This window comes from Paenibacillus sp. JCM 10914 (assembly GCF_001315105.1).
In the GTDB taxonomy this organism is placed as follows: Bacteria; Bacillota; Bacilli; order Paenibacillales; family Paenibacillaceae; genus Paenibacillus_AQ.
Map to the genome: position 1 here is coordinate 377,726 of NZ_BAZR01000001.1, position 23,393 is coordinate 401,118.

Here is a 23,393-nt window from a genome sequence, read left to right on the forward strand (position 1 = left end):
GGCTGGTAGCCTTCAGGTTTTTGAGGTTTGGTGTCAATCTTAACGGTTGTAGAATTCGACGATTTGCTTCTCGTCGATATCTTGAGAAAGCTCGGAACGTTCTGGAAGACGGATATACTTACCTTCCATTGCAGTCTCGTCAAACTCAACGTAAGCTGGAAGATGAACACGGTTAGCCAAAGCTTCCTTGATGGAAGACAAGCCACGACTTCTTTCACGAAGACCGATTACATCACCGATGCTAACAGAGTAGGAAGCGATGTCGACTTTCTTGCCGTTAACTGTCACATGACCGTGTGCAACCAATTGACGTGCACCTGCACGGGAGTTGCTCAGACCAAGACGATATACGAGGTTGTCCAAACGGCTCTCAAGCAGGAACATGAAGTTTTCACCAGCGATACCTTTCATGTTCGTAGCTTTGTTGAAGAGCGTGCGGAATTGCTTCTCGCCCAAGCCGTACATCAGACGCAGCTTTTGCTTCTCTTGAAGCTGCATACCGTAGTTGCTGATCTTTCTCCGTTGGTTAGCACCATGCTGACCTGGAGGGAAAGGGCGCTTTGCAAGTTCTTTACCTGTACCGCTCAGGGAGATTCCCAGACGACGGCTTAATTTAAATTTAGGACCGGTGTAACGTGCCATTGTTATATAGACTCCTTTTTAATTAAAATTTCTGGAGGCCTCTATTTGCGCCGTATTTGTCGCATTCTTGATCGGATAGCCCGCAAGATTCTGTCAGGAAAGTTCAGCCGCTGTCCTGTCAGTAACAAATAACGTGAGGGTGACACAACGATTCCGCCCAAATTTAACGAATGCATTGCATTCTTATTCAACAATAAATATTATATGAATTAATGATACAAAGTCAAGTTTAACCTTGGATATGGTTATCTTAAATTTTTTAGTACTTTTTGTCTAATTTTGTCGATAGGACCATGGACCTAAAAATATTGTGAAAAATGCATAATTTCTGATGCAAAAATGGGTAGAACAGAGTAAGATAAGATATAAAATAACTAGTCTCATTTATCTACATACCGATCATCCAGACATACCTAAACAGCGCCAGTGACTGTAGTTAGGCCTTCCATTATGGTGCAAAGGAGCGCCCGATATGTCAGAAGAACAACGGAAAGTGCTTGAAAGCTCTCCCGGTTCTGCCGTCATGTTCCAAGATGCCGGGCCAGTTCCTGGGAACGGATCTCGTACGTGGCTTATGGGCCTGGACATTACGTCCCATGATTTCCCTTATCTCCAGCCTCTAATAGAAGAGAGTTATTCGGTGTGGTTGAACGGGGGCGATCAAAGCCGCGCACTCCGGCAATTTGTCTGGGCGCTGCTTTCGCATGATGGTGAATGGCTGACAGGATCCTCCGAGATTAAGGAACTTCTTACGTCCCGTCGCGAAGCCCTCTTGCTTGAAGGTGATATGGGAAGCCCCGCAGATTGGGAAGCCTCTATGAATCTACCTGATGGGAGAGCCATCTGCTCTTACCCGATTTTTAATCGTACAGGCAGTGGAATGTTTACCCGCTTAATAAGCCTTTCTATTGGGCAGATGGATGGCGAGCATGCTTTGATCATGACAGAGTCGTGCGCCCAGCAGTTTCGCGCCTGCTTCTATCAAAGGTTCGAATACATATTCATAGAAGATTTACAGAAGATTCATGCTCAAGCGGAGCGTGAAGTTCACAGGCGCTCTATTCTGTTTCAATACGTGAAGCGGATGCATGTGCAGATTAATGTAGACAGTGTCTTGAACGAAGCGATCGATAGCGTTCTGGCCCTGTACCCTAAAGCCAAAGTGGAACTGTTCATGTCGCAGGATCATGAGAGCAGTCATCCTTTGGTTCGCCCTCTCTTGCTTCATCATTGGCAGGAGGACGTATACGTCCGTACATTCATGGAAGGGGTATTGACCATCCGGCCGCATGACGGTCCGCCAGCGATTGTGGAGATTGGCATCCCGATGGGCGGCAAACAAGGGGTATACGGTGTACTGCATGTCCAGGTAGATCAGTCGGAATTGCCGGAGATGGATCTGGAACTGCTCGGGATGATGGCGGATGCGGCAGGCACGGCTTTTGAGAATGCCAAATTGTACGAGCAATCCAATCTAATGATACATGAGCTTCGGATGATTAACGAGCTTACGCAACGGCTGAACAAGAGCTTGCATCTGGCCGAGATTTTTCAGTTCGCTAATCATGAGTTACTCAAGATCCTGGCAGCGGATTATTGCTGTATTTTGATATACAATGATGAACTTGGTGGACTGGAAGTGGTATCGTGCAACGCTGAATGGCTTGCCAAGGAAGTGTTTGAGAAAGACTATGGCTTGGGTGGACTTGTCTATCATTCGAAGGAACCTATGATCCTGTCGGATTATCAAGAAGAGCGGCCGGCCGAGTCCAAGTTGATGGACACGACCGGATCGAGCTCGATGATAGCGACGCCGCTCATGGTTAACGGTGAAGTTCGAGGAGTGATACTGCTCACTCATAGCAGTCGCCATTATTTCTCTTATGACAGCTATCGATTGCTCCAGGCGCTAACCGGCCATATTGGCCTTGCTATAGGCAACGCCTTTCTCCACGCTGAGGTCAGGCGGATGGCGAATCGGGATATGCTAACTGAACTGTACGCCAGACATTATCTGGATGAAGTCATTCATGAATGTCAGAGCCGTGATTTCTGTGGATCATTAATTGTAGTTGATATCGATGAGTTCAAATTGGTGAATGATACCTTTGGTCATCAACGTGGCGATAAAATATTGAAGCAGGTCAGCAATATCGTCAAATCCACGATTAGGCATAGTGATATTCCGGCTCGCTGGGGTGGGGAGGAACTGGCGGTTTATCTGCCTAGCCTTGGTATTCAGCAGGCGTTGCAAGTAGCCGAACGGATTCGCTGCCGTGTAGCGGAAGAGACGGATCCGAGGGTGACGGTCTCCTGCGGGATTTCCGAATGGAATTGGACCAACGACAAGATCAGCGTCGAATCTTTGTTCTATCGGGCCGATATGGCTCTGTATGAGGCTAAGAACGGCGGCCGGAATCGAATTGTCGTAGAGAAAGAAGAAGTCGAGATAAGTGTCGATTAGAGCTCTGCAGTTGGTGATGCTGCAGAGTTTTTTCTGTTGTCTGCATAATGTGGATGGCCGCTTGTAAGCCTAAAGGGAAAGACGAACAAGGGGATGATCAGGATGACGAATTGGGGCAGCGTATTGCTGCGACTGAGCGCAATCTTATGGATGATATGGTGGATGACTGGCTGCGCTATGCAGGATGGTCTGTCCGGCGAAGAGGCTTTTAACCGGGCGTTGGCAGGACTATCGGGCGTTGATAACTTTACGTTTCAAGGGGAGGCAGCGATCCGAAACGATCCGAATGGTCCGTATCTGCAGAGTCTTGCTTACAAGGGCAGCTTGATGCATCATACCGACCTGACCTTAACATCTCGAAGCAAGCCATCGATGCTGAATCAAGGTTCGAAGAATGAGCCAAATCAGGAGAACGCCGATGTAACTTCGGTGTCCTTAAAGCGAGAAGAGGGACGATGGAGCATTCTGCTGATCGAGACGCCGATGGAATGTGGATGAGGAAGTTGAATCCACTCGAACTGCTGGAATACATTGGAGAGTCAGAGAAGACCGTAACCCGGGAACTGGGAGCGGCTCGTGGAACGACAATGCTTCGAATCGAGTTATCCCAAGAGGCAGCGGCCAAGATGACATATGCGGGACTGGATGAACAAATGAAGTTGCTTGCAGCACGTATTGATCGTAAGGGGGATCCATTATACAGCGATGATCCGCTGGTTCGCGAGCGATTAAAGAGTATATGGTCACGTGATGAGAAGGAAATGAGACAAATGCTGGACGATATAGAAGCTGCTACAATCTGTCATTTAACGATCGACAAACATACGCAGCTTCCGTCGAGGCTTACCATGGAACGTAAACTTGCCTACGTCGATGAGTCTGGGAAGTCTAGAACGGAGACGCTGGTGTCCGACGTGACGTTTGGCGATTTATAGTGCGAACCTGTTTTTTTCGAAAGTAGCGCTGACGACAGCGACATTGCGTGCTACAATAATCTATAAATTTACCGCTGTTCAATTTCTATTCAGGAACAGTCATCATAAGGAGGACAAGACACAATGCGTGATCCCCGGGTTCAAAAATTGGCTGAGAATCTCGTGAATTATTCCGTAGATATGCAGCCAGGTGAGAATGTCCTGATCGAGATGATCGGATCGGAGCGTGACTTGCTGAATGCTATTATCGAGGAGGTAGCCGACAAAGGCGGACGTCCTTTCGTTCAATTGACCGACCGCACGGTGCAGCGTGCCATGTTGAAGAATGCGAATAAAGAGCAGCTTGAGTTGTGGGCCGAGCTTGATCTTAGCCGCATGAAGCAGATGGATTGCTATATTGGCATTCGCGCGGGTGAGAACGTTAACGATCTGGCCGACGTGCCGGAAGAGAATATGAAGCTCTACAACTCCCTCTATTCCCATCCCGTACATAGCGAAGAGCGAGTGAAGCGGACGAAATGGGTAGTGCTGCGTTATCCAAACGCCAGCATGGCCCAGCTAGCGAATACGAGCACGGAGGCTTTTGAGGATTTCTATTTTGATGTATGTAACCTCGATTATTCCAAAATGGACCGCGCGCAAGACCCGCTGGCTGAGTTGATGAGAAAGACCGATAAAGTTCGCATCGTTGGGCCGGGAACGGACCTAAGCTTCTCCATTAAAAATATTGGGGCAGAGAAATGTTCAGGTCAGAAAAACATTCCTGACGGCGAAGTATATACGGCACCTGTCCGTGATTCCGTAAACGGCACAATTTCATACAATACGCCGACTCTATATAATGGCGTAACCTTTGAAAATATCAAGTTCCGTTTCGAGAACGGAAAAATTGTAGAAGCTACGGGAAGTGATACGAAGCGTCTGAACGAAATTCTGGATGCGGATGAAGGGGCCAGATATATCGGTGAATTCGCAATCGGCTTCAATCCGTATATTTTGACTCCAATGAAGGATATTCTCTTTGATGAGAAAATCGCGGGAAGCCTGCATTTTACACCGGGTCAAGCATATGATGTAACAGATAATGGCAACCGTTCTTCCATCCATTGGGATTTGGTGCTAATTCAGCGTCCGGAGTACGGCGGTGGCGAGATTTACTTCGACGATCGTCTGATTCGCAAGGACGGGATTTTTGTCATTCCTGAACTGGCGGATTTAAATCCGGAAAATCTTAAATAGATTGGAAAAATTGTTGCATAAGAAAACGGATTCAATGTATCATGAAGGAGCAATGATGAGCATTTGTTCAGATCCTAAAGTGACGGAGGGATTCGTATGTCGAGTAACAATCAAGCTATCGTAGAAATTTCGCAAACCGCAGGCCAGTTCTCTTCTTCCATCGTGTTGCAGGCTGAGAATAAGTACATTGATGTGAAGAGCATCTTGGGTCTGTTCACAACACTGGTAAGCAGTCAAAGTTATGAACTCCATGTGCACGGACCTGACGCAGATGAAGCTAAGCAAGCAATGATCGACGTATTCGCCAAACATGGCTTGAATGTTAACGTCGTGGCTGAATAACAGGTGCCAGAGAACACCCTTCCATTTATGGTAGGGTGTTTTTTCATATAGAAGGTGTCTATTTAACGCAGGTCCTTGTATTGAGAAGCGTTTTCGACTAATATTAGAGATAGTAAACTGTGCTGTGATTTTGACATAGGGGGGAAGATCATGACTTCATCTGATTTACAGGAACAGCTGAATCTTAAAGCGATCAGTCTTCTACATGAAGATGCAGATAAAATCCTAAAGCTTATTGAAGTACAGATGGAGAATCTGGCTACCCGTTATTGCCCTCTCTATGAGGAAGTGCTGGATACCCAAATGTACGGTTTCTCTAAAGAGGTCGATTTCGCGGTTCGAGCCGGTCTCCTTCCGGAAAGTACGGGAAAGCAGATGGTCAGTAAGCTTGAGCGCAATCTCGCTGTCCTGTACGAAGCCATGAATCAATCCGAGTAGCCTGTACTTGATACAGGCGCATACATAGAGAGACGCATGTCGCTACGGCGGCATGCGTCTTTTTGGTCTGCAGATGTATCGAATTTTCGATTACACAAGGAAAAAAGAAACGCCAAGTATTACGTAAACGGCAATGAGCAGCAGCCCTTCATACCAATTGGAGGCCCCGTCCTGCGTCACGGAGCGGGCAATGAAGATGGCTACCCCGATCGCAACAAGCTCAAGTGTCGTAAATACGAGATCCATCGTATTGCCGAGAAAGAAGCTGATGAACACCAGCACTGGCGCAACGAACAAGGCGATCTGCAGGCTGCTGCCAACGGCGATTTCGACAGCGGCGCCGATCTTATTTTTCATAGCAAGCATGATAGCTGCACTGTGTTCAGCGGCATTGCCGATGATCGCGACGAGAAACGCCCCGATGAACAATTCGCTCAGACCGTACTCGTGACTGATCGGCTCAAGCACCCCAACCAGCCATTCACTGACGAATGCCACCATGACCGTAGCTACGACCAGATAGAGGATCGAGCGCTGCTTAGACCAGATAGGGCCATGTTCGTGCGCGAGGGCATCCTGATCATGATCATCGCTGACGTCAGCCAAATACTCCTTGTGCGTAATCATGGAGAAGAGAAGCCATGCGATGTAGCTGATAATCAGGATAGCGGCTACGATCAGGCTCAGTGTTTTGGTCTCGCCTTCCGTGATCGAATGCGTGTTCAGGAATACGGCCGGAATGAACAAGGCTATGATGGCGAGTGTCATCAGAGAGCCGTTGAGGCCTGCTAGGGTCATGTTGTATTTCTGCACCTTGAATTTAAGCCCTCCCGCAAACAAGCTTAAGCCAAGCACGAGCAGCAGGTTGCCGATGATGGAGCCCGTGATGCTCGCTTTTACCATATCATATAGTCCTTCTCGAATCAGGAGGATGGCAATGATTAGTTCGGCCGCGTTGCCGAAGGTCGCGTTAAGGAATCCGCCGAGTCGTTGGCCCGCAAAATGCGCAACGCTTTCGGTAGCTCGTCCGAGAAAACCGGCGACAAAGATGACTGAAATTGAAGAGAGGATAAACTGCAGTGTATAGTTCCAGCCTGCCCAATGTCCGATAGCACTTAGTGCAAAAGTAAGGATAAGCAGCGCGGGGTTCAACCATTTCATAACGTGTATCCGTCCTTTGGTCTATGTATTCGTTCGTTTCCATCCGAGCGAAAACGACGATAATCGTAACTCTTTTTACAATATACCCAAATAATTTGAAAAATTATCCGTTTTTTAAGAGGGAGCATTTGCTTTTTATGCCCGTTAGGATTTACAATAACGGATAATGAGGTGAAGGAGGAAATGGCATGACGGAACAACTTCAACTGGATAACGGTTTAATTCGAATATCGGATGATGTCGTCTCGAAAATTGCCGGATTGGCTGCCTTGGAAACCCCAGGTATCGCAGCAATGTCCGGTGGACTGTCCGAGGGCTGGGCCAAGAGACTCAGCGGTAAGAACGTGCAGAAGGGTGTTACAGTCGAAGTAGGGCAGCTTGAGGCTGCGGTGGATCTGCGGATCATCGTCCTGTATGAGACCCCGATACATGAAGTGTGCCGCATGCTTCAACAGAACGTACGCGAGGCTGTAGAGAGCATGACGGGCCTGCGTGTGGTAGAGGTCAACGTGAAGGTCGAGGGCGTAGCGTTTAAAGACGACGAATTCGACGATATACCGCTTCGCGCCAAATAGGAAAGAGATTGGGGATAACCCCGCACATGTTGAAAAACTACAGAAAAAAGACTACACGGTCGCCCGGTAGTCTTTTTTTATTACGGATTTTACCTTCTCCTCTTTCAGCGGCCGGGTACTGTCCCTCGAAATGCTGAGTACGATTCCCATGCTGAGCATCATGACCAGCAGTGACGAACCGCCGTAACTGATGAAGGGCAGTGTGACTCCCGTAATCGGAATCGTGTTGGTGACGCCCCCGATGTTGATAAACGCCTGAATAGCGACTAACCCCATAATCCCTACACCGGTCAAAGTGCCGAAGGGATCAGAGCAACGGAGCGATACGATAATTCCCCGTAATATGAAATATAAATAAATGAGTAAGAATATGGCGGTTCCAACAAAGCCAAACTCCTCACCGATCACCGAGAAGATGAAATCGTTATACGGGTTGGGGAGGTAATGCAGCTTCTGCACGCTCTCGCCGTAACCCGCGCCGGTTACACCGCCTTGTCCGATCGCAATGAGTGATTGAATGAGATTGTAACTCGTGTCGGACTCGTCATGAAACGGATCCAGGAATGCTTCGATCCGTCCCATCTTATAATCCTTGGAAGCTTGTTCCGGATTATCGCCTGCACCTGAATTAAACAGCGACCCTACACCTAAGGTGAGCGCTAATCCTAGCACTACCAGCGAGATTGAAGCTAGGATATGCTTCAGGTTCGCGCCACCGGCATAGATCAGCAGGCCGCTGGTAGCGACGAGGATGAAGCATGAGCCAGATCGGGCTGAAGCATGATCAGGCCTGCCACCATCCCCACAATAATGAGTACGGGGAAGAAGCCGCCTTTCCATTGCCGGATTCGTTCCCCTTTTTTGGTAATTAGCGCCGCGAGGTACACGATGGTCGCGATCTTGGCCAGCTCCGTGGGCTGGATGCCGAGCGAGCCGAGATGAAACCAACTCACGGCGCCGTTGGTGGTCTTGCCGACAACGACGACAAGTACGAGCAGCAGCAGTGTCAGAAAGAACACGGGTATAAAGAGCTGGCGGTATTTCTTGTAGTTGATGTTCATGGCGACAAACATCACGATCGTGCCTAATACGGCAAAGGCGGCCTGTCGCTTCGTAAAATATAACGCGTCATTGTAACTGAAAACGGCCAAGCTGGAACTGGAACTGAACACCATAATCAGTCCGAATCCTACGAGCAGCAAGGTAAGGATGAGCAGTTGGAAGTCTGGCGTCCCTCTCTTCGGCTGAGGTTTGGTCGTATTCATAATGTCGGTCCCTTACGCTTCCAGCAAAGCTTTAAGCTCTTGCAGCTTCTTGGTCGCGATGTTCATAACCGGTTGAGGGGCCATGGACTCGTATTCAAGACCGTGCGGGAAGGTGGCTTTGCCAAGATATACCGCTTCGATCTTCAAGATCGTGTCGGGTTTCTCAAGCTTTCCTTCAACGGCACGTGTGTTAAAGCGCAGGAAGTATTCTTCTTGATTTTTTTTATCTTCGATCTTCAAATCATATGTAGCGCGGTAATATTCCCACTGCCAACGAATGAAACCGACTTTCTCCGCACATTCGTCAAGGTAAGCTAACTCACTGTGTAATCCATCAAGGCCTGTATTTTCAAAAATCATGTGGTCTTAAACCCCCTTAATATTCCTAGCAAAGTTCTATAATATGATAGTATGTTTCAGGAACTTGTGCAAGCCTGTACCGCTAGCGTGCTCGGCGCTTCCTTGCTGACATTTTGGTAACGACAGACATTCCACTTTTCTGTTAGAATAAAAGCAGATGAAAACGCTGTGACATGTACGCTTTCCATTCAAGTGGTTATATATTCATATGGCCTCTATTTCAAATGGGAAAGCAGGTGTGTGCAGTGAATCGTATTGTCTACCTAACCGATTATTACGCTGTGGAAGAGAACCGGCAGAAGGATATCGTCGTGATCGATCATATCCCGGAATCTGCGGCGGTTATCGCCGTCCATAAAGGGTGTTTACTGCTGGTGAATCAGCATAGGGAGGCAGTGGACGAAATTACTTGGGAGCTTCCTGGTGGAACGATCAAGCCAGGCGAGGGCAGTACGGAGGCTGTGCGGCGGGAACTGGAAGAGGAAACGGGATTACTGTGCAGGGATCTGCATTTTATGGGAAATGCCTACCCGATGGCCTCGCTCGCCAACCGACGCGTGAACTTTTATTTTACAGATGAGATCAAGCTATCCGGTGAACCGGTCGGCAGCAAGCAAGATCAAGACGAAGATGTAACTGCCGTGTGGGTTCCGCTGAGGGACGTATATCGCAAGATCAAAGAAGGTGACCCGGTAGATGCGATGGTTGGACACGGGTTATTGCTGAGCAGACTGTATAACTTTCTTGCGATTGATTGAGCCGTAAACAGGCGGGGAGGATGATGCAACTTGATGAAGGAAGTTTTTTGGGAACAGTGGTTTCCACAAATGGTAAAGTGGCGTCGTCATTTACATACTCATCCGGAGCTATCCTTTCAAGAGAAGGAGACTTCGGCATTTATAGCCGAGCGATTGCGGGAACTCGGAATGGAAGTGAAGACCGGCGTGGGGGGCTATGGCGTTATCGGTGTTCTGAAAGGGGAGAAACCTGGAAAAACGGTGGTGCTCCGTTCGGATATGGATGCTCTACCGATTGATGACGGAAAGAGCTGCGAATACAAATCAAGTGTTCCAGGCGTAATGCACGCCTGCGGTCATGATGGTCATGCGTCTATCCTGCTGGGTGCGGCGGCATATTACAGCACCTTCGGAGAGGAGATCCAAGGCGAGATTCGTTTTATGTTCCAGCCAGCCGAGGAGTTATGCCCCGGCGGCGCCATCGAGATGATTAAGGATGGGGCACTTGCGGGAGCTGACGTGGTCTATGGCCTTCATCTGTGGACACCATTGCCGCTTGGCACGGCAGCCAGCGCTCCCGGTCCGCTGATGGCGGCAACAGATGAATTCTTTATTGATATTACCGGCCGCGGTGGGCACGGCGGCATGCCGCACGTAACGGCAGATGCGCTCGTGGCGGGGGCCGCGCTGGTGATGCAGTTGCAGACCATCGTCAGCCGCACGGTTGATCCGCTCCAGCCCGCCGTCGTTACAGTGGGAACGATTCAAGCGGGGACGGCGCAGAATGTTATCGCATCGTCCTGCCGCCTCACGGGAACGGTACGCACCTTCGACGAACACACGCGCGTTTTGATTCGCGAGCGGATCGAACGGATGGCGAGAACGGTGGCGGAGACGTATGCTACCGAGGCCTCAGTACGTTACCTGTCAGGTTACCCAGCTGTGGTGAATGACGGGGATGAGACCGCCCGCTTCTTCCGGACGGCTCCAAAGGTATTTGCCGCTGACCAGGTCGTGCTGTCTCCCAAATTAATGCCGGCGGAGGACTTTGCATATTATTTGCGGGAGATCCCCGGCTGTTTCATGTTTGTCGGTGCGGGCAATCCTGAGAAAGAGGCGATCTATCCGCATCATCATCCGATGTTTGACTTTGATGAGGATGCGATGCTGCATGGCGTGAAGCTGCTGATCGAAATGGTCGCCAGCTATCAGAATGGCGAGTAACTGAATGGAAATGGAATGAATGGGCAATTCTAATCATTATAGGGGAAGTTCGGATCCGGAACACTTGGATCTGGGCTTCCTTTTGTCTATTAATCACCAGGAGGAAGCTCAGATGCATAACAAACCGTGTATCGTCCAGCGGGACCGCACCGTGCTGCTTGAAACCTGTCATGCCGATTATGAAGCCGCGCGCGATGCACTTGCTGGTTATGCCGATCTAATCAAAAGTCCTTCGTCATTTCATACATATCGTATCACCCCGTTGTCGTTATGGAACGCAGCAGCAGCAGGCATGAGCCCGGCAGAGGTAGCGACAAGCCTGCAGTCACTGTCTCGCTTTGATGTTCCTGCGACCGTTCTGGATGATATTCGTCAACTGATGGGCAGGTATGGCCAATTGTCACTCTTACCCCATCCCACCCGAGAGCGTTGGCTGGTCTTGTATAGCGATCATGAAACGTTGATTCAGGAGTTGAAGTCCCGACATGCTGTGGCATTAGGGAGCCTGGGGATGGAGTTCATTTCGTTGCAAGCCGCACAAGTGCCCGCTGAGCGACGCGGGGAAATAAAGCAAGAGCTGACAAGGCTCGGTTATCCTGTACTTGACCGTGCCGGTTATCAAGATGGTCAATATCTGGACATGCACTGGCGTGAAAATGAGTCGTTCCAACTGAGGGATTACCAGCGTAGCGCCGTCGAATCTTTCAAAGACGTTGACGGTGAAGGCGGCAACGGAGTGCTGGTGCTTCCCTGTGGAGCGGGAAAGACGATCATTGGTTTGGCGGCTATGCTTGAATTAAAGTGTGAGACCTTGATTCTGACTTCGAATACAACGTCCGTTCGGCAGTGGTCAAGGGAACTGCAGAGCAGGACTTCATTAACGTCTGATGACATCGGAGAGTATTCCGGCCAGCGTAAGATGGTGCGTCCGGTCACCGTAGCCACCTATCAAATTCTGACTCATCGTAAGGGGAAGGATGACGAGCAGCTTCATATGAAATTGTTCAACGAGCGGCGCTGGGGTCTGATTATTTACGACGAAGTTCATCTGCTTCCTGCGCCCGTGTTTCGGGCAACTGCGGATATCCAGGCGACGCGTCGTCTTGGACTTACAGCGACGCTCGTCCGGGAGGACGGGCGGGAGCATGATGTATTCTCGCTGATCGGGCCTAAGCGATATGAAATGCCTTGGAAGCGGCTGGAGGAGACCGGATGGATTGCGGAAGTGGCATGTGCCGAGATCAAGGTTCCGTTGCCCGAGCAGGTGAAGAATGCGAGCATTGCCGCCAGTAAACGCGAGCAGTATCGGCTCGCTGCTGAGAATCCCTTGAAGCTTGACGCCGCCTGTCGGTTGATCCAGCATCATCACGAGGCCCAAACGCTGATTATCGGGCAATACCTGGATCAGCTGCATTTGATTGCAGAGCGTCTGCAAGCGCCGCTCATTACCGGACAGACAACGCAGGAGCAGCGACAAGAGCTGTATGCCGCATTCCGCAGAGGCGATGTGCGCAGGCTCGTCGTATCCAAAGTTGCGAATTTCGCCGTGGACTTGCCTGATGCTTCCGTAGCAATAGAACTATCGGGGAGCTATGCTCCCGCCAGGAAGAAGCCCAGCGACTCGGGCGTCTCCTCCGTCCTAAGCAGGGGCATAATCGAGCCTTTTTCTACACTCTGGTATCCGCGGACAGCCGGGAGGAGATGTTTGCCCTTCGAAGACAATTATTTCTGATTGAGCAAGGGTATGAATACCATTCCGTAACGGTCAGCGAGCAGCATGGCCTGTTGGAAGGTGTACATGCGTTTGGGCATGGGATTGGACGCCGGAGCCATGGTTTGTTTAAGGAGGTGCCTTGATACATGGTTCTCGATTCGAATGGGGGTTGCGCGATCGATCAGCTTCCACTTCATGAACGTCGTGTACTTCGCCGCATCTGGGAAATCTTCGCTGGTCAAAGCTTTGATGAAGGTAAGCTGCGAATGCTTACGGTTGAGCGAATGAGCGGCATGGACATTCAACTGGCTTTCTTGTCATTGCGAGAACAGGGCTACATTCAAGCCATGAAGCAGGGCTGGGGTGAACGCTTGTATTTTGTCCCGTTCGCTAAACGGAAAGCTCTCTATAGAGCTTTCGGTGGTTACATAGCCCCGGCTTCCCCTTCCGCGAATGTAGAACTCAGTCAGGAAGGAACCTGCGGTATTTCAGTAGATATGTTCAATGTGCTTGTATATGTTATCAAGCATGAGGTAGCTGTTACTAGTAAAGGGGTACTGCATAAGAGGCATATTCAGCGGCTGGCGGAAATCATAGCGTTATCTCAAGTGGATGCCGAACAACTTGATCTTCAATACGTGCATCAGGATGCTTATCCGGCACAAGTGGCGGTGATTCTGGATGCGTTGTTCTATTTTGGTCTGATATCGGTGAGTAGAGCTAAACTCAGCTTGAATTCAGCTTCTGTGGAGGCATGGTTAGAGTTGACGCGAGAAGCTACGGACCGTCTAATCTTCAACATGATGATGGAGCGCTTTGTACCAAGCTTGCCGGCGTACCAGCACTTTACCTGGCGTTTATGTGATGCCTCCTTGAACCGAGGGCATTGGTATGCGGCCGAATTCATGTTGATGGGAAGCAGGCATGATGATGGAGTGGGTGCTGTCACGGCTCCGACGCTATTATCGAACGGAGATATTATGCCTTGGCTGTGTTTCATGGCAGGTTGCGGTTATATGGACATCGGGAGGAATGCTGGGGGCAATTTATTCGTGCGTTGGCGGGTGGAACCTGGTCGCTTGCTGCAATCGGAACCGCATGAAGAACGTTGCACTGAAGCGGGAGGAACTTTGTATGTTCAACCCGATTTTGAACTGTTGTTACCGCCGGAGGTACCCATGAAAATAAAATTTACTACGGCGCTGTTCACCGAACGGGTCACGGATGACTGGATGACCGTGTATCGTCTGACAAGAGATTCGATCTGGCAGGCAGCAGCGATCGGGATCGAGTCGGAATGTATCGTGCCGTTTCTTCAGAAACAGACGTCATCGGGCATACCTGACAATGTAATGACGGCACTGCGATTCTGGAGCGCCGAGAATGAGAGCTTGTCCATCCAAGATAACAGAGAAGATAGTAGGCTAGCTAACTTGTTTGAAGGCAATCAGAGCATTTATGGCGGGTTTACGGCTGCTTCGAGTGGTTCAATCAACAGAGTTATGATAAATGGCATCCGCGGGCAGCACGAGCTGCAGTATGAGCTGGACGAAACGCTGCCAGAACGAAATGATGTACTGCCTCCACTCGATCATCTCCCCTTGATGTGGGTACGGGATTGGCGTAGTTATCATAGCTCCACTGCCAAGCAAATGATGGAGGAGGCTCTGAACATCTCAGCGAAACTGGAAATCTGTGTAGATGGGAACCGAATGGAATTTGTACCACATCAGCTTGTGCGTCATCCATGGGCCATAACGGGGGTGATCTATGAGCAGGATTCGGATAAAGAAGGAGTCATTGTTCAATTACAAGATGGGGAGTGGAAGGAAATGCGGCTCATTATTCCTTCTTGAAAGCGTATGAATTCCCCCCTTCTTAAGAGACGTTGGTTATGCTATGATGGGATAAGGCCACTATAGATACAGTGGTCCAATCTAATAGAGAAACGGGATGAGTTCATGAGCGTATCGGAATTAAACACGGTCGATATGGCCGAGGTGCTCACCTATGCCTATGAGATAGGCGACATGATTAATGCTTCCGTCGAAGTGGCGGATTATCTATATTGGAAGCAGGCCGTTGAGCGGGATGCAGCTGTACAGGGTCTGGTCCGCCTGCTTGATACCAAGAAGGAACTGTTCGAGGAGACTCAGCGATTCGGACACTTCCATCCGAACTATCATTCCGCACAGGATGAAGTGAGCAAGGTGGAAGCAGAATTGGAACTGCTCGAGCCAGTCGCCCGCTTTAAGCAGGCTGAGAAGAATCTGGATGATCTGTTGCATTCGATGTCCGAGAGAATTGCCTTCTCGGTCTCTGAGACGATCAAGGTCCCAAGCAACGACCCGATGCCGAAGAAGGGCTGTGGCAGCGGCGGAGCGTGCGGCTGCGGTTAATATGTTCTTGGCTAATATAGAGAGTAGATGAAAGTGAGGCGGGGAGCTCAAGATGTTAGCTGAACGTACCGGTTTTATTATATGGGTCAGCGACGTGAAGGCAGCAAGGAACTTGGAGAAGTACGGCAGCCTTCATTATATTTCACGCCGCATGCACTACGCTGTGATGTACGTGAATGCTGATCGGGCAGAAGAGACCATGAAGAACATCCGGAGATTATCATACGTTCGCAAAATCGAACGCTCCTACCGGAATGAGATTAAGACGGAGTACAGCAGCAAAGGGCCGGATAAAGCGAAGTTTTACGGGCCATAACCGTATGGCAGAGCAGATCGGGTACACTTGTTAATACAACACGGAAAAGCGGCCTAAGGGCCGTTTTTTTGATGATGAAAAAAATAAGGAATGATTCTGCGCGCATTGGAATAAAAAAGTATTTGGTTTAATAAACTGTAACAAATGTGGGTGTTGTCTATGTTACAATTAGCATCATTTCATCAGTTTCCTACCTGAACGGCAAGGATACAACTAGCGATTCTTCTAATATTTCGGTAATTATTCACAAATAAAGATGTTTCAATCTTGTGAATCCTAGTGGAATGATGTAATATGTTGGGTATATATACATAGATACAAAGACCCGTTTGGTGGAGAGTGATAATCCATGCGCGATAAAGGGACAGAGCGGTGGAGCACCTATGAGCCGTTTTATATTACCTTGAATGATAAAAAAGTAGCCGACGTCGTTATAACCAATCATGCGAAGAGCCGATATACGGATCGAGTTGAGGACAGCAACACCTCCCACGAGGAGATTGGTACGTGGATGTGGGAATGTCTGAAGCAGAGCCGGATCGTACCCTATTATCGCAATGAGCAGGACGTATATTTAATCGATGATGATCTGGTTGTCGTGGCGGAGTTCGCTGAGCTTGAGCATGAGCGTGATCTAATTGGCAATCCGCTGCACCGCATGATTATCGTCACCTTTCTCGGACGGATGTCGGAGACGATCGAACTTCGTGATCTGAAGTCTTATTACTCGTGGCTTCGTCATTCACGGCGAATGACGCTCATTAAGAACAGCCGTAAACGTAAATAACATAGATAAGAGCCTTAATCAGTTAGGATTGTTTCGGCATGCGAGCGTAAGCGCGGATGTCCTTTTTGTGTACACTTCATCCGGTTATCCGTTACAATGAATGATACGAGGCAGAAGACAGCGAGAGGAGCGATCCGTCATGAACTTTCACCAACTACATATTTTTTATACCGTTGCGGAGCGGGGGAGTTTCTCTTCGGCGGCTCAGTCGCTGCATATGAGCCAACCGGCAGTTACGATGCAGGTGCAGGCGCTGGAGGAGTATTTCGGGACCAAACTGCTCATCCGCTCGACCAAACGGATGGAGCTGTCTGAAGCGGGAAGAACGCTGTTGCCTTTTGCCAGACGGAGCCTGGAACTCTCGCGGGAGACGGATGCAGCGATGGCCGCGTTCTCGAACATGCTGTTGGGCCGATTGCAGCTTGGCGCGAGTCTGACGATCGGTGAATATGTGCTGCCGCGTCTGCTGGGCCCGTTCGGGCGGGAATACCCGGATATCTCTATCATGCTCAAAGTGATAAATACAACGCAAATTCTTGAAGAAATTGCGAGTTATCAGCTTAATTTCGGATTGATTGAGGCTCCGGTCGAGCATCCTGATATGGTATTGGACGCTGTGATGGAGGACGAGCTGAAGCTGATCGTTCCAGCCGGGCACCCGCTGGCTGAGCGAACAGATCCAATTGTGCTCGAAGATGTCCTCACGTATCCATTCGTACTGCGAGAGAAGGGATCAGGCACGCGCCAGGTAATGGAGGATGTTCTGCTACAACGGGGGGTTGATCCTGCAAGCATACAAACCGTGATGGAATTAGGAAGTACCGGTGCAGTCAAATCCGCAGTGGAGGAGGGACTTGGCATCACGATGCTCTCCACTTCGACAGTCAAACATGAAACCGCGCTTGGCCTGGTCAAGATGATTGATATTGCGGATGCTTCTTTCAAACGGAATTTCTACTCTATTCAATTACGCTCCGCGCGGTTACCGATGTCGGCAAGCACGTTCTTATCCTACTTACGTGAACAAAAGAAATAATGATTAATGGACCAAATGGTTAAAGGTGGTGAAAGCAATGCGTCTGACAGATGATCAAGGCGGGTGTGATCTGCATACCCATACGCAGGCTTCAGATGGAATGAACACTCCAACAGAGAATGTCGAGCTCGCGCAGGCCCGGGGATTGGGTGCGATTGCTATTACGGATCACGATACGGTAGCTGGAATAGCCGAAGCTCTGGAGGCAGGGAGGCGCTGGAATGTGGTTGTCGTGCCGGGGGTTGAAATCAGCACGATGGCAAGCGGCAAGGATATTCATATTCTCGGTTATTATGTGGATTACCTGGACCCTGACTTTCTCGCACGGCTTGCTGAACTCCGCCTTACACGAGATGTCAGGAATGAGAAAATTCTGGACAAACTTCGTGCGCTCGGATTAGAGCTGACGATGGATGAGGTGATCGGCGGCTTAGGGCGATCGCTTGAGCCAGATGAGAGTATTGGCCGCCCGCATATCGCGGATGCACTGGTCCGTAAAGGTTATGCGAGCACGATGCGTGATGCATTCGACCGATATTTGGCACAAGGAGCGGTGGCCTACGCTCCGCAGCCGCGAATTCATCCCCGGGAAGCGTGCGAGTGGATTGTCGCCGCAGGCGGGGTACCGGTGCTCGCTCATCCTGGCTTATATGGTGATGACGCACTCGTGCGGGAGATCATTGCCGAAGCAGCGGTGAAGGGGATTGAAGTGTACCATTCGGATCATGATACGACAGACGCAGCACGATATTTAGCCATGGCGGAGGAATACGACCTGATCGTGACGGCCGGATCGGATTATCATGGCGTCAGACAAGGACAAGTTTTTCACGGGGATATTGGCAGCAAGCAGTTGCCAATGAATGTACTCGCTCAACTGAAATCAGCGAGAGCGGCCTCAATTGAGGAGTGACTTCATGTAATAGAGGGCGTAAGGCAAGAGTTCACTCTTGTCTTACGCCCTCTTTGTGTAGTTAACTGTTGCGGTTATTTTTAACCGTGTTTGGCATGGATTTAATCTGTTGTTCGTTCGGCGTGACGAACAACGTCTTCTGATTATCGTAGATGACAAATCCGGGTTTCGCGCCATTCGGCTTGCGAACATGCCGGATCAGGGTGTAATCCACAGGCACGCTGCTGGATTCTTTGGCCTGACTATAGTATGCCGCCAGCTGCGCGGCCTCTTGCAGGGTGCTGTCCCCATACTCGTTGCTACGAATTACCACATGCGACCCCGGAATGTCCTTCGTGTGCAGCCAGGTATCGTTGCTAGCAGCGAGTCGGTTGGTTACGTATTCGTTCTGCAGATTGTTCTTGCCCACATACAGTTCGATGCCTTCAGATGAAGTGTAGACATGCAGCGTCGGTTTGTCGTTCTTTTTCTTCTTCTTCACCTTGCGGCTGCGATCCCGAAGATACCCTTGTTGAATGAGCTCATCCCGGATTTCATCAATATCATTCAGGGAGGCATGTGCTAACTGCTGTAATAGGCTCTCCAAATATTGAATTTCTTCGCGGGTCTTGATCAGTTGCTCGTTAATGATAGTTAAACTGTTCTTGTATTTGTTATATTTTTTGAAATAGCGCTGTGCATTATCCGACGGCGTTAGAAGCGGATCAAGCGATATGGCGACCTCTGCTTGCTCTTCATCGTAGAAGTTAATGAGCTTCGCTTCCTTGTCGCCTTTCTGGATCATGTGCAGCGAAGCGAACAGCAGCTCACCGGATATCCGGTAACGGTCTGCATCGCCGGCTTCTTCCAAATCTTCATGCAGCTTGTCGAGTTTCTTGATGTTCTTGGCGCGCTCATTCTGTAGAAAACGAAGCAGGTCGCTCACCTTCTGCTTAACTGCATCTCGCTGCGCTTTATCCCCGTAGTAATCCTCCATGCATTGGCTGACGGTTTCATAGCTTCGGGTTTCTTCCTCTACCATCGTTAAGGGAATGACAGAGAAGACGGATTTGCCCTTGCTATTAAGGCCCGAGACCGGTTCATAACGATGCTGGCGAACCATTGCCATAATAGAGTCAAACGCCGTCCAGAGGCTGCCGCAATCCTTCTCTTCATTATGAACGGCTTGAGCCCGGTGCACGATCTCCTGCGCGATTAACGGACTGAGTCCGCTAAATGCACTAACCAGCCAGGATACCCCCGATTCCTCGCTGAGCAAGCAGGCTTCCCGAAACGTTTCTTGCGTCGTCTCCAGCGGATTAAGCTTGTGCTGTTCAGGCGGCTCGGTGTATTGGAAACCGGGCATAACAACCCGGTAGCTGCTAATGGCTGGCGTTACATGATTGATGCCGTCGAGGATGGTGCCGGCCTCTGGATCCAGCAGAATGATGTTGCTATGCCTGCCCATTAGCTCAATGATGATTTTCTTGGAGGAGATATCGCCGAGTTCATCCCGCTGCCTAATCGTCAGCTGAATCATCCGCTCCATCCCGACTTGCTGGATGTCCTCAATGATGCCGCTCTCGCAGTGCTTGCGCAAGATCATGCAGAACATCGGGGCCTCGGCCGGGTTTACAAACGTCTCCTGCGTAAGATGCACCCGCGGATATGTAGGGTTTGCGGACAGCAGCAGCTTGGCGTTCCCTTGCTGGGTTCGAATGTGCAGGACAATGTCCCGATCCCCGGGCTGATATATTTTATTGATGCGTGCACCCTTGCATGATTGAAGCTCATGCACGATCGCACGGGTTACGATGCCGTCTAGTGCCATGATTCATTCTCCTATCTGTCAATTACCCTTCCTATCGTTCTCCTCTATGATGCCATACTTCCGCCAAAAACTTAAGCGCCCTTCTGTGATAATTCAGAACCTGTCCGAATACATTTACTTTAGAAAGGGTGGAAAAGCTGTCATCCGCCGGATCTTGCAATACAACCGGGAGGGAAGGGAAGCATGGAACAAAAGCAATGGCACCAGATGGATACGGATGAATTGCAGCAGGTGCTGCATCTTCGTCCGGAGCAGGGCCTCACGGAAGGGGAAGCCGCAGAGAGGCGAAAAACGAGCGGCTACAACGAGCTCTCCGAAGGCGTTAAAATTTCTCCATTTGTTCTGTTCTTGAATCAGTTTAAGGATTTTATGGTGTTGGTGCTGCTTGGTGCCACCTTGGTATCCGGTCTGCTTGGCGAGTATTTGGATGCTGTGACCATCATCGCGATCATACTCATTAACGGTATACTCGGCTTCGTTCAGGAATTCCGGGCGGAACGTTCCTTGCGGGCTTTGAAGCAGTTGTCAGCGCCTACTTCCAAAGTGTTGCGGGACGGCAAGGTTGTGCAGATTGCAGCCAAAGAACTTGTTCCAGGCGATGTCATACTGGTTGAGAGCGGGGACCGCATTCCAGCGGACGTACGCTGGTTGGAGATTAATAGCTGCAGCGTTGAGGAATCGGCGCTGACGGGAGAGTCTCTGCCTGTCAATAAGCATGCTGAACCGATCGCGGAGGCGGATGTACCGCTAGGTGATCGCAAGAACATCGGATTTATGGGCACGATGGTTGCCCGAGGCAGCGCTAAGGGTGTCGTTATTCAGACGGGCATGGACACGGAAATGGGCAAAATCGCCGACCTTATTCAAAATACCGAATCGCAGGAGACACCGCTTCAGCATCGGCTGGAGCAGTTAGGCAAAATTCTGATCGCCATGTCGCTGGGCCTAACGATCTTGGTGGTGGTAGCAGGCATACTTCATGGACAGCCTGCACCTGCTATGTTCCTTGCGGGTGTCAGTCTTGCGGTAGCTGCTATTCCGGAGGGGCTGCCGGCCATTGTTACGATTGCGCTCGCTCTAGGGGTGCAACGGATGATCAAGCGTAAAGCGATCGTACGTAAGCTGCCTTCCGTGGAAACGCTCGGTTGCGCCTCGGTGATCTGTTCCGATAAGACAGGCACATTGACTCAGAATAAAATGACGGTGACACAGGTGTGGCTTGGCGGTCGGTCGCTCGAGGTGACGGGACAAGGGTATGAGCCGACCGGACAAATCCTGCACCGCGGAAAGCCAATAGAGCTGAGATCGGATCAGGAACTGCGGAGGCTACTGCAAATTAGCGGACTCTGTAACAATGCAGAGATCTATGAGAATACGCAAGCCGAGATGCGTAATAAGCGAAAAGGCAAGGAGGAGCAGTCTGCGGCAGGCTGGGAGCTGAAAGGAGACCCAACAGAAGGTGCCCTGCTCACGCTATCTTCCAAAATGGGCTTGAATCGAAGTAGCTGGATGCAATGTACCAGCGGGATAAAGAATTCCCCTTCGATTCCGAACGGAAGCTGATGTCGGTTATTGTTAACCATCAAGGCGGACGCCTCCTTTGCACGAAGGGAGCACCCGACGTGCTGCTGGATGCGTGTACGTATATTTTGTGGGAAGCAATGTCGTTCCGCTTACCGGGACGCTGCGACAGAAGGTGCTGGCCGCCAATGAAGGCATGGCGAAGGAAGCGCTACGCGTTCTCGGACTTGCCTATCGCGATCTCCGATCGTACGATAAGCCGGAGACCGAGCAGGAGGCAGAGAGCCAGCTGATCTTTGTCGGGTTGGCGGGAATGATCGATCCGCCGCGGCGCGAAGTGCGGGATGCCATCGTCACGTGCCGCCGTGCGGGCATCAAGACAGTCATGATCACCGGGGACCACCGGACAACCGCGGAAGCGATCGCTTCCCAGCTCGGCATCATGCCAAGAAACGGTCTGTCGATGTCAGGCCAGGAATTGTCCCGGATGGACGACAAGGAGCTCGACGCCAAGGTGGAGTCGGTTTATGTATATGCGCGCGTATCCCCGGAGCATAAGCTTCGGATCGTCAAATCCTGGCAGCGTAAGGGCCATGTTGTGGCGATGACCGGAGATGGCGTCAATGATGCGCCGGCCATTAAAGCTTCGGATATTGGGATAGCCATGGGCATTACCGGTACGGATGTAACAAAGGAAGCGTCATCCCTTATACTCAGTGATGATAATTTCTCCACGATTGTGGCGGCGATTGAAGAGGGGCGGAGCATCTATGAGAATATCCGCAAGTTCATTCGCTATTTGCTCGCCTCGAATGTGGGCGAGATCCTGACGATGTTCTTCGCGATGATGCTCGGATTGCCGTTACCGCTCGTGCCGATCCAGATCCTGTGGGTCAATCTGGTGACGGATGGCTTGCCGGCCATGGCGCTCGGCGTGGATCAGCCAGAGAAGGATTTGATGGAACACAAGCCGCGGGGAGCCAAAGAGAATATATTCGCCAGACGGTTAGGCTGGAAAATCATCAGCCGCGGCATTCTGATCGGCTTATGCACACTCGGTGCGTTCTGGCTCACGCTGCGCATTGCGCCGAATGATCCCGGACAACTGGCGAAGGCGCAGTCGGTTGCATTTGCTACCTTGGTTATGGCACAGCTGATCCATGTGTTTGATTGCCGGAGCTCGCGTTCGATTTTTCACCGCAACCCGCTGCAGAACAAGGCGCTTGTACTCGCCGTATTATCCTCGGTGCTTCTGATGCTGGGGGTTATGTACATTGAAGCGCTGCAGCCGATCTTTAAGACTGTACCGCTCGGGTTGAAGGAATGGGCGCTTACGCTTGTGGCTGCCGGCATCCCAACGTTCCTGATGGGAGCGGGCAGTGTGTGGGGCGGCAGACGGAACCGTAACCGCCGCAGCATGATGACGAAGAGTGCAAATATTTCAGCGTAAAATGAATGGCTGGCCCATCTTTTCTACGATATGCTATGCTCGATTGCAGCAATAGTAGAGGAGAT

Annotated in this window: 19 protein-coding genes and 3 pseudogenes; 17 read left to right on the forward strand and 5 right to left on the reverse strand. The window is 50.4% G+C overall.

Annotated elements, in window-relative coordinates; all coding sequences use genetic code 11:
* Positions 1-39: 39 nt before the first annotated feature.
* A complete protein-coding gene (gene rpsD / locus JCM10914_RS01725) occupies positions 40-642 on the reverse strand; it encodes a 30S ribosomal protein S4 (RefSeq protein WP_023956671.1) in 603 nt (200 codons plus the stop codon).
* Positions 643-1,114: 472 nt separating this feature from the next.
* On the opposite strand from rpsD, the gene JCM10914_RS01730 reads away from it, so the two are divergent.
* From JCM10914_RS01730 to JCM10914_RS01750, 6 genes are all read left to right on the forward strand, one after another.
* Positions 1,115-3,106, forward strand: coding sequence for a sensor domain-containing diguanylate cyclase (locus tag JCM10914_RS01730; RefSeq protein WP_023956673.1), 1,992 nt, complete (start codon positions 1,115-1,117; stop codon positions 3,104-3,106).
* Between the two features lie 102 nt (positions 3,107-3,208).
* On the forward strand, positions 3,209-3,604 hold the full coding sequence (locus JCM10914_RS29575; protein ID WP_023956675.1) for a hypothetical protein: 396 nt from the start codon (positions 3,209-3,211) through the stop codon (positions 3,602-3,604).
* Positions 3,562-4,041, forward strand: coding sequence for a hypothetical protein (locus tag JCM10914_RS29580; protein WP_231638448.1), 480 nt, complete (start codon positions 3,562-3,564; stop codon positions 4,039-4,041). The genes JCM10914_RS29575 and JCM10914_RS29580 overlap by 43 nt, the downstream gene beginning before the upstream one ends.
* A 123-nt stretch (positions 4,042-4,164) precedes the next feature.
* Positions 4,165-5,280 (forward strand): aminopeptidase, encoded by a 1,116-nt coding sequence (locus JCM10914_RS01740; protein WP_023956679.1) that lies wholly within the window; start codon positions 4,165-4,167, stop codon positions 5,278-5,280.
* Positions 5,281-5,376: 96 nt separating this feature from the next.
* Complete coding sequence (locus tag JCM10914_RS01745; RefSeq protein ID WP_023956681.1) at positions 5,377-5,622, forward strand: HPr family phosphocarrier protein; 246 nt, start codon at positions 5,377-5,379, stop codon at positions 5,620-5,622.
* A 150-nt stretch (positions 5,623-5,772) separates the two neighbouring features.
* Entirely contained in the window at positions 5,773-6,060 is a 288-nt protein-coding gene (locus JCM10914_RS01750; RefSeq protein WP_023956682.1) for a YlaN family protein, read from the forward strand.
* A gap of 90 nt (positions 6,061-6,150) precedes the next feature.
* Here JCM10914_RS01750 and cax read toward each other — a convergent pair whose 3' ends face one another.
* A complete protein-coding gene (cax, locus tag JCM10914_RS01755) occupies positions 6,151-7,221 on the reverse strand; it encodes a calcium/proton exchanger (RefSeq protein WP_023956684.1) in 1,071 nt (356 codons plus the stop codon).
* Positions 7,222-7,409: 188 nt separating this feature from the next.
* Here cax and JCM10914_RS01760 point away from each other — a divergent pair, with 188 nt between their 5' ends.
* Positions 7,410-7,796, forward strand: a complete 387-nt coding sequence (locus JCM10914_RS01760) for an Asp23/Gls24 family envelope stress response protein (protein WP_023956686.1) — start codon at positions 7,410-7,412, stop codon at positions 7,794-7,796.
* A 51-nt stretch (positions 7,797-7,847) separates the two neighbouring features.
* On the opposite strand, the pseudogene ftsW reads toward JCM10914_RS01760, so the two are convergent.
* Positions 7,848-9,061, reverse strand: a pseudogene (gene ftsW / locus JCM10914_RS01765) (putative lipid II flippase FtsW).
* A 12-nt stretch (positions 9,062-9,073) separates the two neighbouring features.
* Complete coding sequence (locus JCM10914_RS01770; RefSeq protein WP_023956692.1) at positions 9,074-9,421, reverse strand: YugN family protein; 348 nt, start codon at positions 9,419-9,421, stop codon at positions 9,074-9,076.
* Positions 9,422-9,666: 245 nt separating this feature from the next.
* Between JCM10914_RS01770 and JCM10914_RS01775 the strand changes: the two genes are divergently transcribed.
* From JCM10914_RS01775 to JCM10914_RS01815, 9 genes and pseudogenes are all read left to right on the forward strand, one after another.
* Positions 9,667-10,179, forward strand: coding sequence for an NUDIX hydrolase (locus tag JCM10914_RS01775; protein ID WP_023956694.1), 513 nt, complete (start codon positions 9,667-9,669; stop codon positions 10,177-10,179).
* A gap of 33 nt (positions 10,180-10,212) precedes the next feature.
* Complete coding sequence (locus JCM10914_RS01780; RefSeq protein ID WP_148300171.1) at positions 10,213-11,382, forward strand: M20 family metallopeptidase; 1,170 nt, start codon at positions 10,213-10,215, stop codon at positions 11,380-11,382.
* A 112-nt stretch (positions 11,383-11,494) separates the two neighbouring features.
* Positions 11,495-13,239, forward strand: a pseudogene (locus JCM10914_RS01785) (DNA repair helicase XPB).
* Positions 13,240-13,242: 3 nt separating this feature from the next.
* Complete coding sequence (locus tag JCM10914_RS01790; protein ID WP_023956702.1) at positions 13,243-14,952, forward strand: helicase-associated domain-containing protein; 1,710 nt, start codon at positions 13,243-13,245, stop codon at positions 14,950-14,952.
* Positions 14,953-15,057: 105 nt separating this feature from the next.
* A complete protein-coding gene (locus JCM10914_RS01795; RefSeq protein WP_023956704.1) occupies positions 15,058-15,495 on the forward strand; it encodes a YlbF family regulator in 438 nt (145 codons plus the stop codon).
* Between the two features lie 52 nt (positions 15,496-15,547).
* Entirely contained in the window at positions 15,548-15,811 is a 264-nt protein-coding gene (locus tag JCM10914_RS01800; protein ID WP_023956706.1) for a YlbG family protein, read from the forward strand.
* A 349-nt stretch (positions 15,812-16,160) separates the two neighbouring features.
* On the forward strand, positions 16,161-16,598 hold the full coding sequence (locus JCM10914_RS01805; protein WP_023956708.1) for a hypothetical protein: 438 nt from the start codon (positions 16,161-16,163) through the stop codon (positions 16,596-16,598).
* Positions 16,599-16,737: 139 nt separating this feature from the next.
* On the forward strand, positions 16,738-17,634 hold the full coding sequence (locus JCM10914_RS01810; RefSeq protein WP_023956710.1) for a LysR family transcriptional regulator: 897 nt from the start codon (positions 16,738-16,740) through the stop codon (positions 17,632-17,634).
* Positions 17,635-17,671: 37 nt separating this feature from the next.
* The gene (locus JCM10914_RS01815) at positions 17,672-18,547 is read left to right on the forward strand and encodes a PHP domain-containing protein (RefSeq protein WP_023956712.1); all 876 of its coding nucleotides are present in this window, start codon (positions 17,672-17,674) and stop codon (positions 18,545-18,547) included.
* Between the two features lie 61 nt (positions 18,548-18,608).
* Here JCM10914_RS01815 and JCM10914_RS01820 read toward each other — a convergent pair whose 3' ends face one another.
* Positions 18,609-20,357, reverse strand: coding sequence for an NFACT family protein (locus JCM10914_RS01820; RefSeq protein WP_023956714.1), 1,749 nt, complete (start codon positions 20,355-20,357; stop codon positions 18,609-18,611).
* A gap of 183 nt (positions 20,358-20,540) precedes the next feature.
* Between JCM10914_RS01820 and JCM10914_RS01825 the strand changes: the two are divergent.
* A pseudogene (locus JCM10914_RS01825) lies at positions 20,541-23,328 on the forward strand (calcium-translocating P-type ATPase, SERCA-type).
* Positions 23,329-23,393 lie beyond the last annotated feature (65 nt).

Coding starts and splice junctions, on each gene's coding strand:
- JCM10914_RS01770 (WP_023956692.1), bottom strand. CDS start 9,421: ATGATTTTTGAAAATACAGGCCTTGATGGATTACACAGTGAGTTAGCT.
- JCM10914_RS01745 (WP_023956681.1), top strand. CDS start 5,377: ATGTCGAGTAACAATCAAGCTATCGTAGAAATTTCGCAAACCGCAGGC.
- JCM10914_RS01810 (WP_023956710.1), top strand. CDS start 16,738: ATGAACTTTCACCAACTACATATTTTTTATACCGTTGCGGAGCGGGGG.
- JCM10914_RS01730 (WP_023956673.1), top strand. CDS start 1,115: ATGTCAGAAGAACAACGGAAAGTGCTTGAAAGCTCTCCCGGTTCTGCC.
- JCM10914_RS01760 (WP_023956686.1), top strand. CDS start 7,410: ATGACGGAACAACTTCAACTGGATAACGGTTTAATTCGAATATCGGAT.
- JCM10914_RS01790 (WP_023956702.1), top strand. CDS start 13,243: ATGGTTCTCGATTCGAATGGGGGTTGCGCGATCGATCAGCTTCCACTT.
- JCM10914_RS01805 (WP_023956708.1), top strand. CDS start 16,161: ATGCGCGATAAAGGGACAGAGCGGTGGAGCACCTATGAGCCGTTTTAT.
- JCM10914_RS01815 (WP_023956712.1), top strand. CDS start 17,672: ATGCGTCTGACAGATGATCAAGGCGGGTGTGATCTGCATACCCATACG.
- JCM10914_RS01750 (WP_023956682.1), top strand. CDS start 5,773: ATGACTTCATCTGATTTACAGGAACAGCTGAATCTTAAAGCGATCAGT.
- JCM10914_RS01780 (WP_148300171.1), top strand. CDS start 10,213: ATGAAGGAAGTTTTTTGGGAACAGTGGTTTCCACAAATGGTAAAGTGG.
- JCM10914_RS29580 (WP_231638448.1), top strand. CDS start 3,562: ATGGAGCATTCTGCTGATCGAGACGCCGATGGAATGTGGATGAGGAAG.
- JCM10914_RS01795 (WP_023956704.1), top strand. CDS start 15,058: ATGAGCGTATCGGAATTAAACACGGTCGATATGGCCGAGGTGCTCACC.
- JCM10914_RS01740 (WP_023956679.1), top strand. CDS start 4,165: ATGCGTGATCCCCGGGTTCAAAAATTGGCTGAGAATCTCGTGAATTAT.
- JCM10914_RS01820 (WP_023956714.1), bottom strand. CDS start 20,357: ATGGCACTAGACGGCATCGTAACCCGTGCGATCGTGCATGAGCTTCAA.
- rpsD (WP_023956671.1), bottom strand. CDS start 642: ATGGCACGTTACACCGGTCCTAAATTTAAATTAAGCCGTCGTCTGGGA.
- JCM10914_RS01800 (WP_023956706.1), top strand. CDS start 15,548: ATGTTAGCTGAACGTACCGGTTTTATTATATGGGTCAGCGACGTGAAG.
- cax (WP_023956684.1), bottom strand. CDS start 7,221: ATGAAATGGTTGAACCCCGCGCTGCTTATCCTTACTTTTGCACTAAGT.
- JCM10914_RS29575 (WP_023956675.1), top strand. CDS start 3,209: ATGACGAATTGGGGCAGCGTATTGCTGCGACTGAGCGCAATCTTATGG.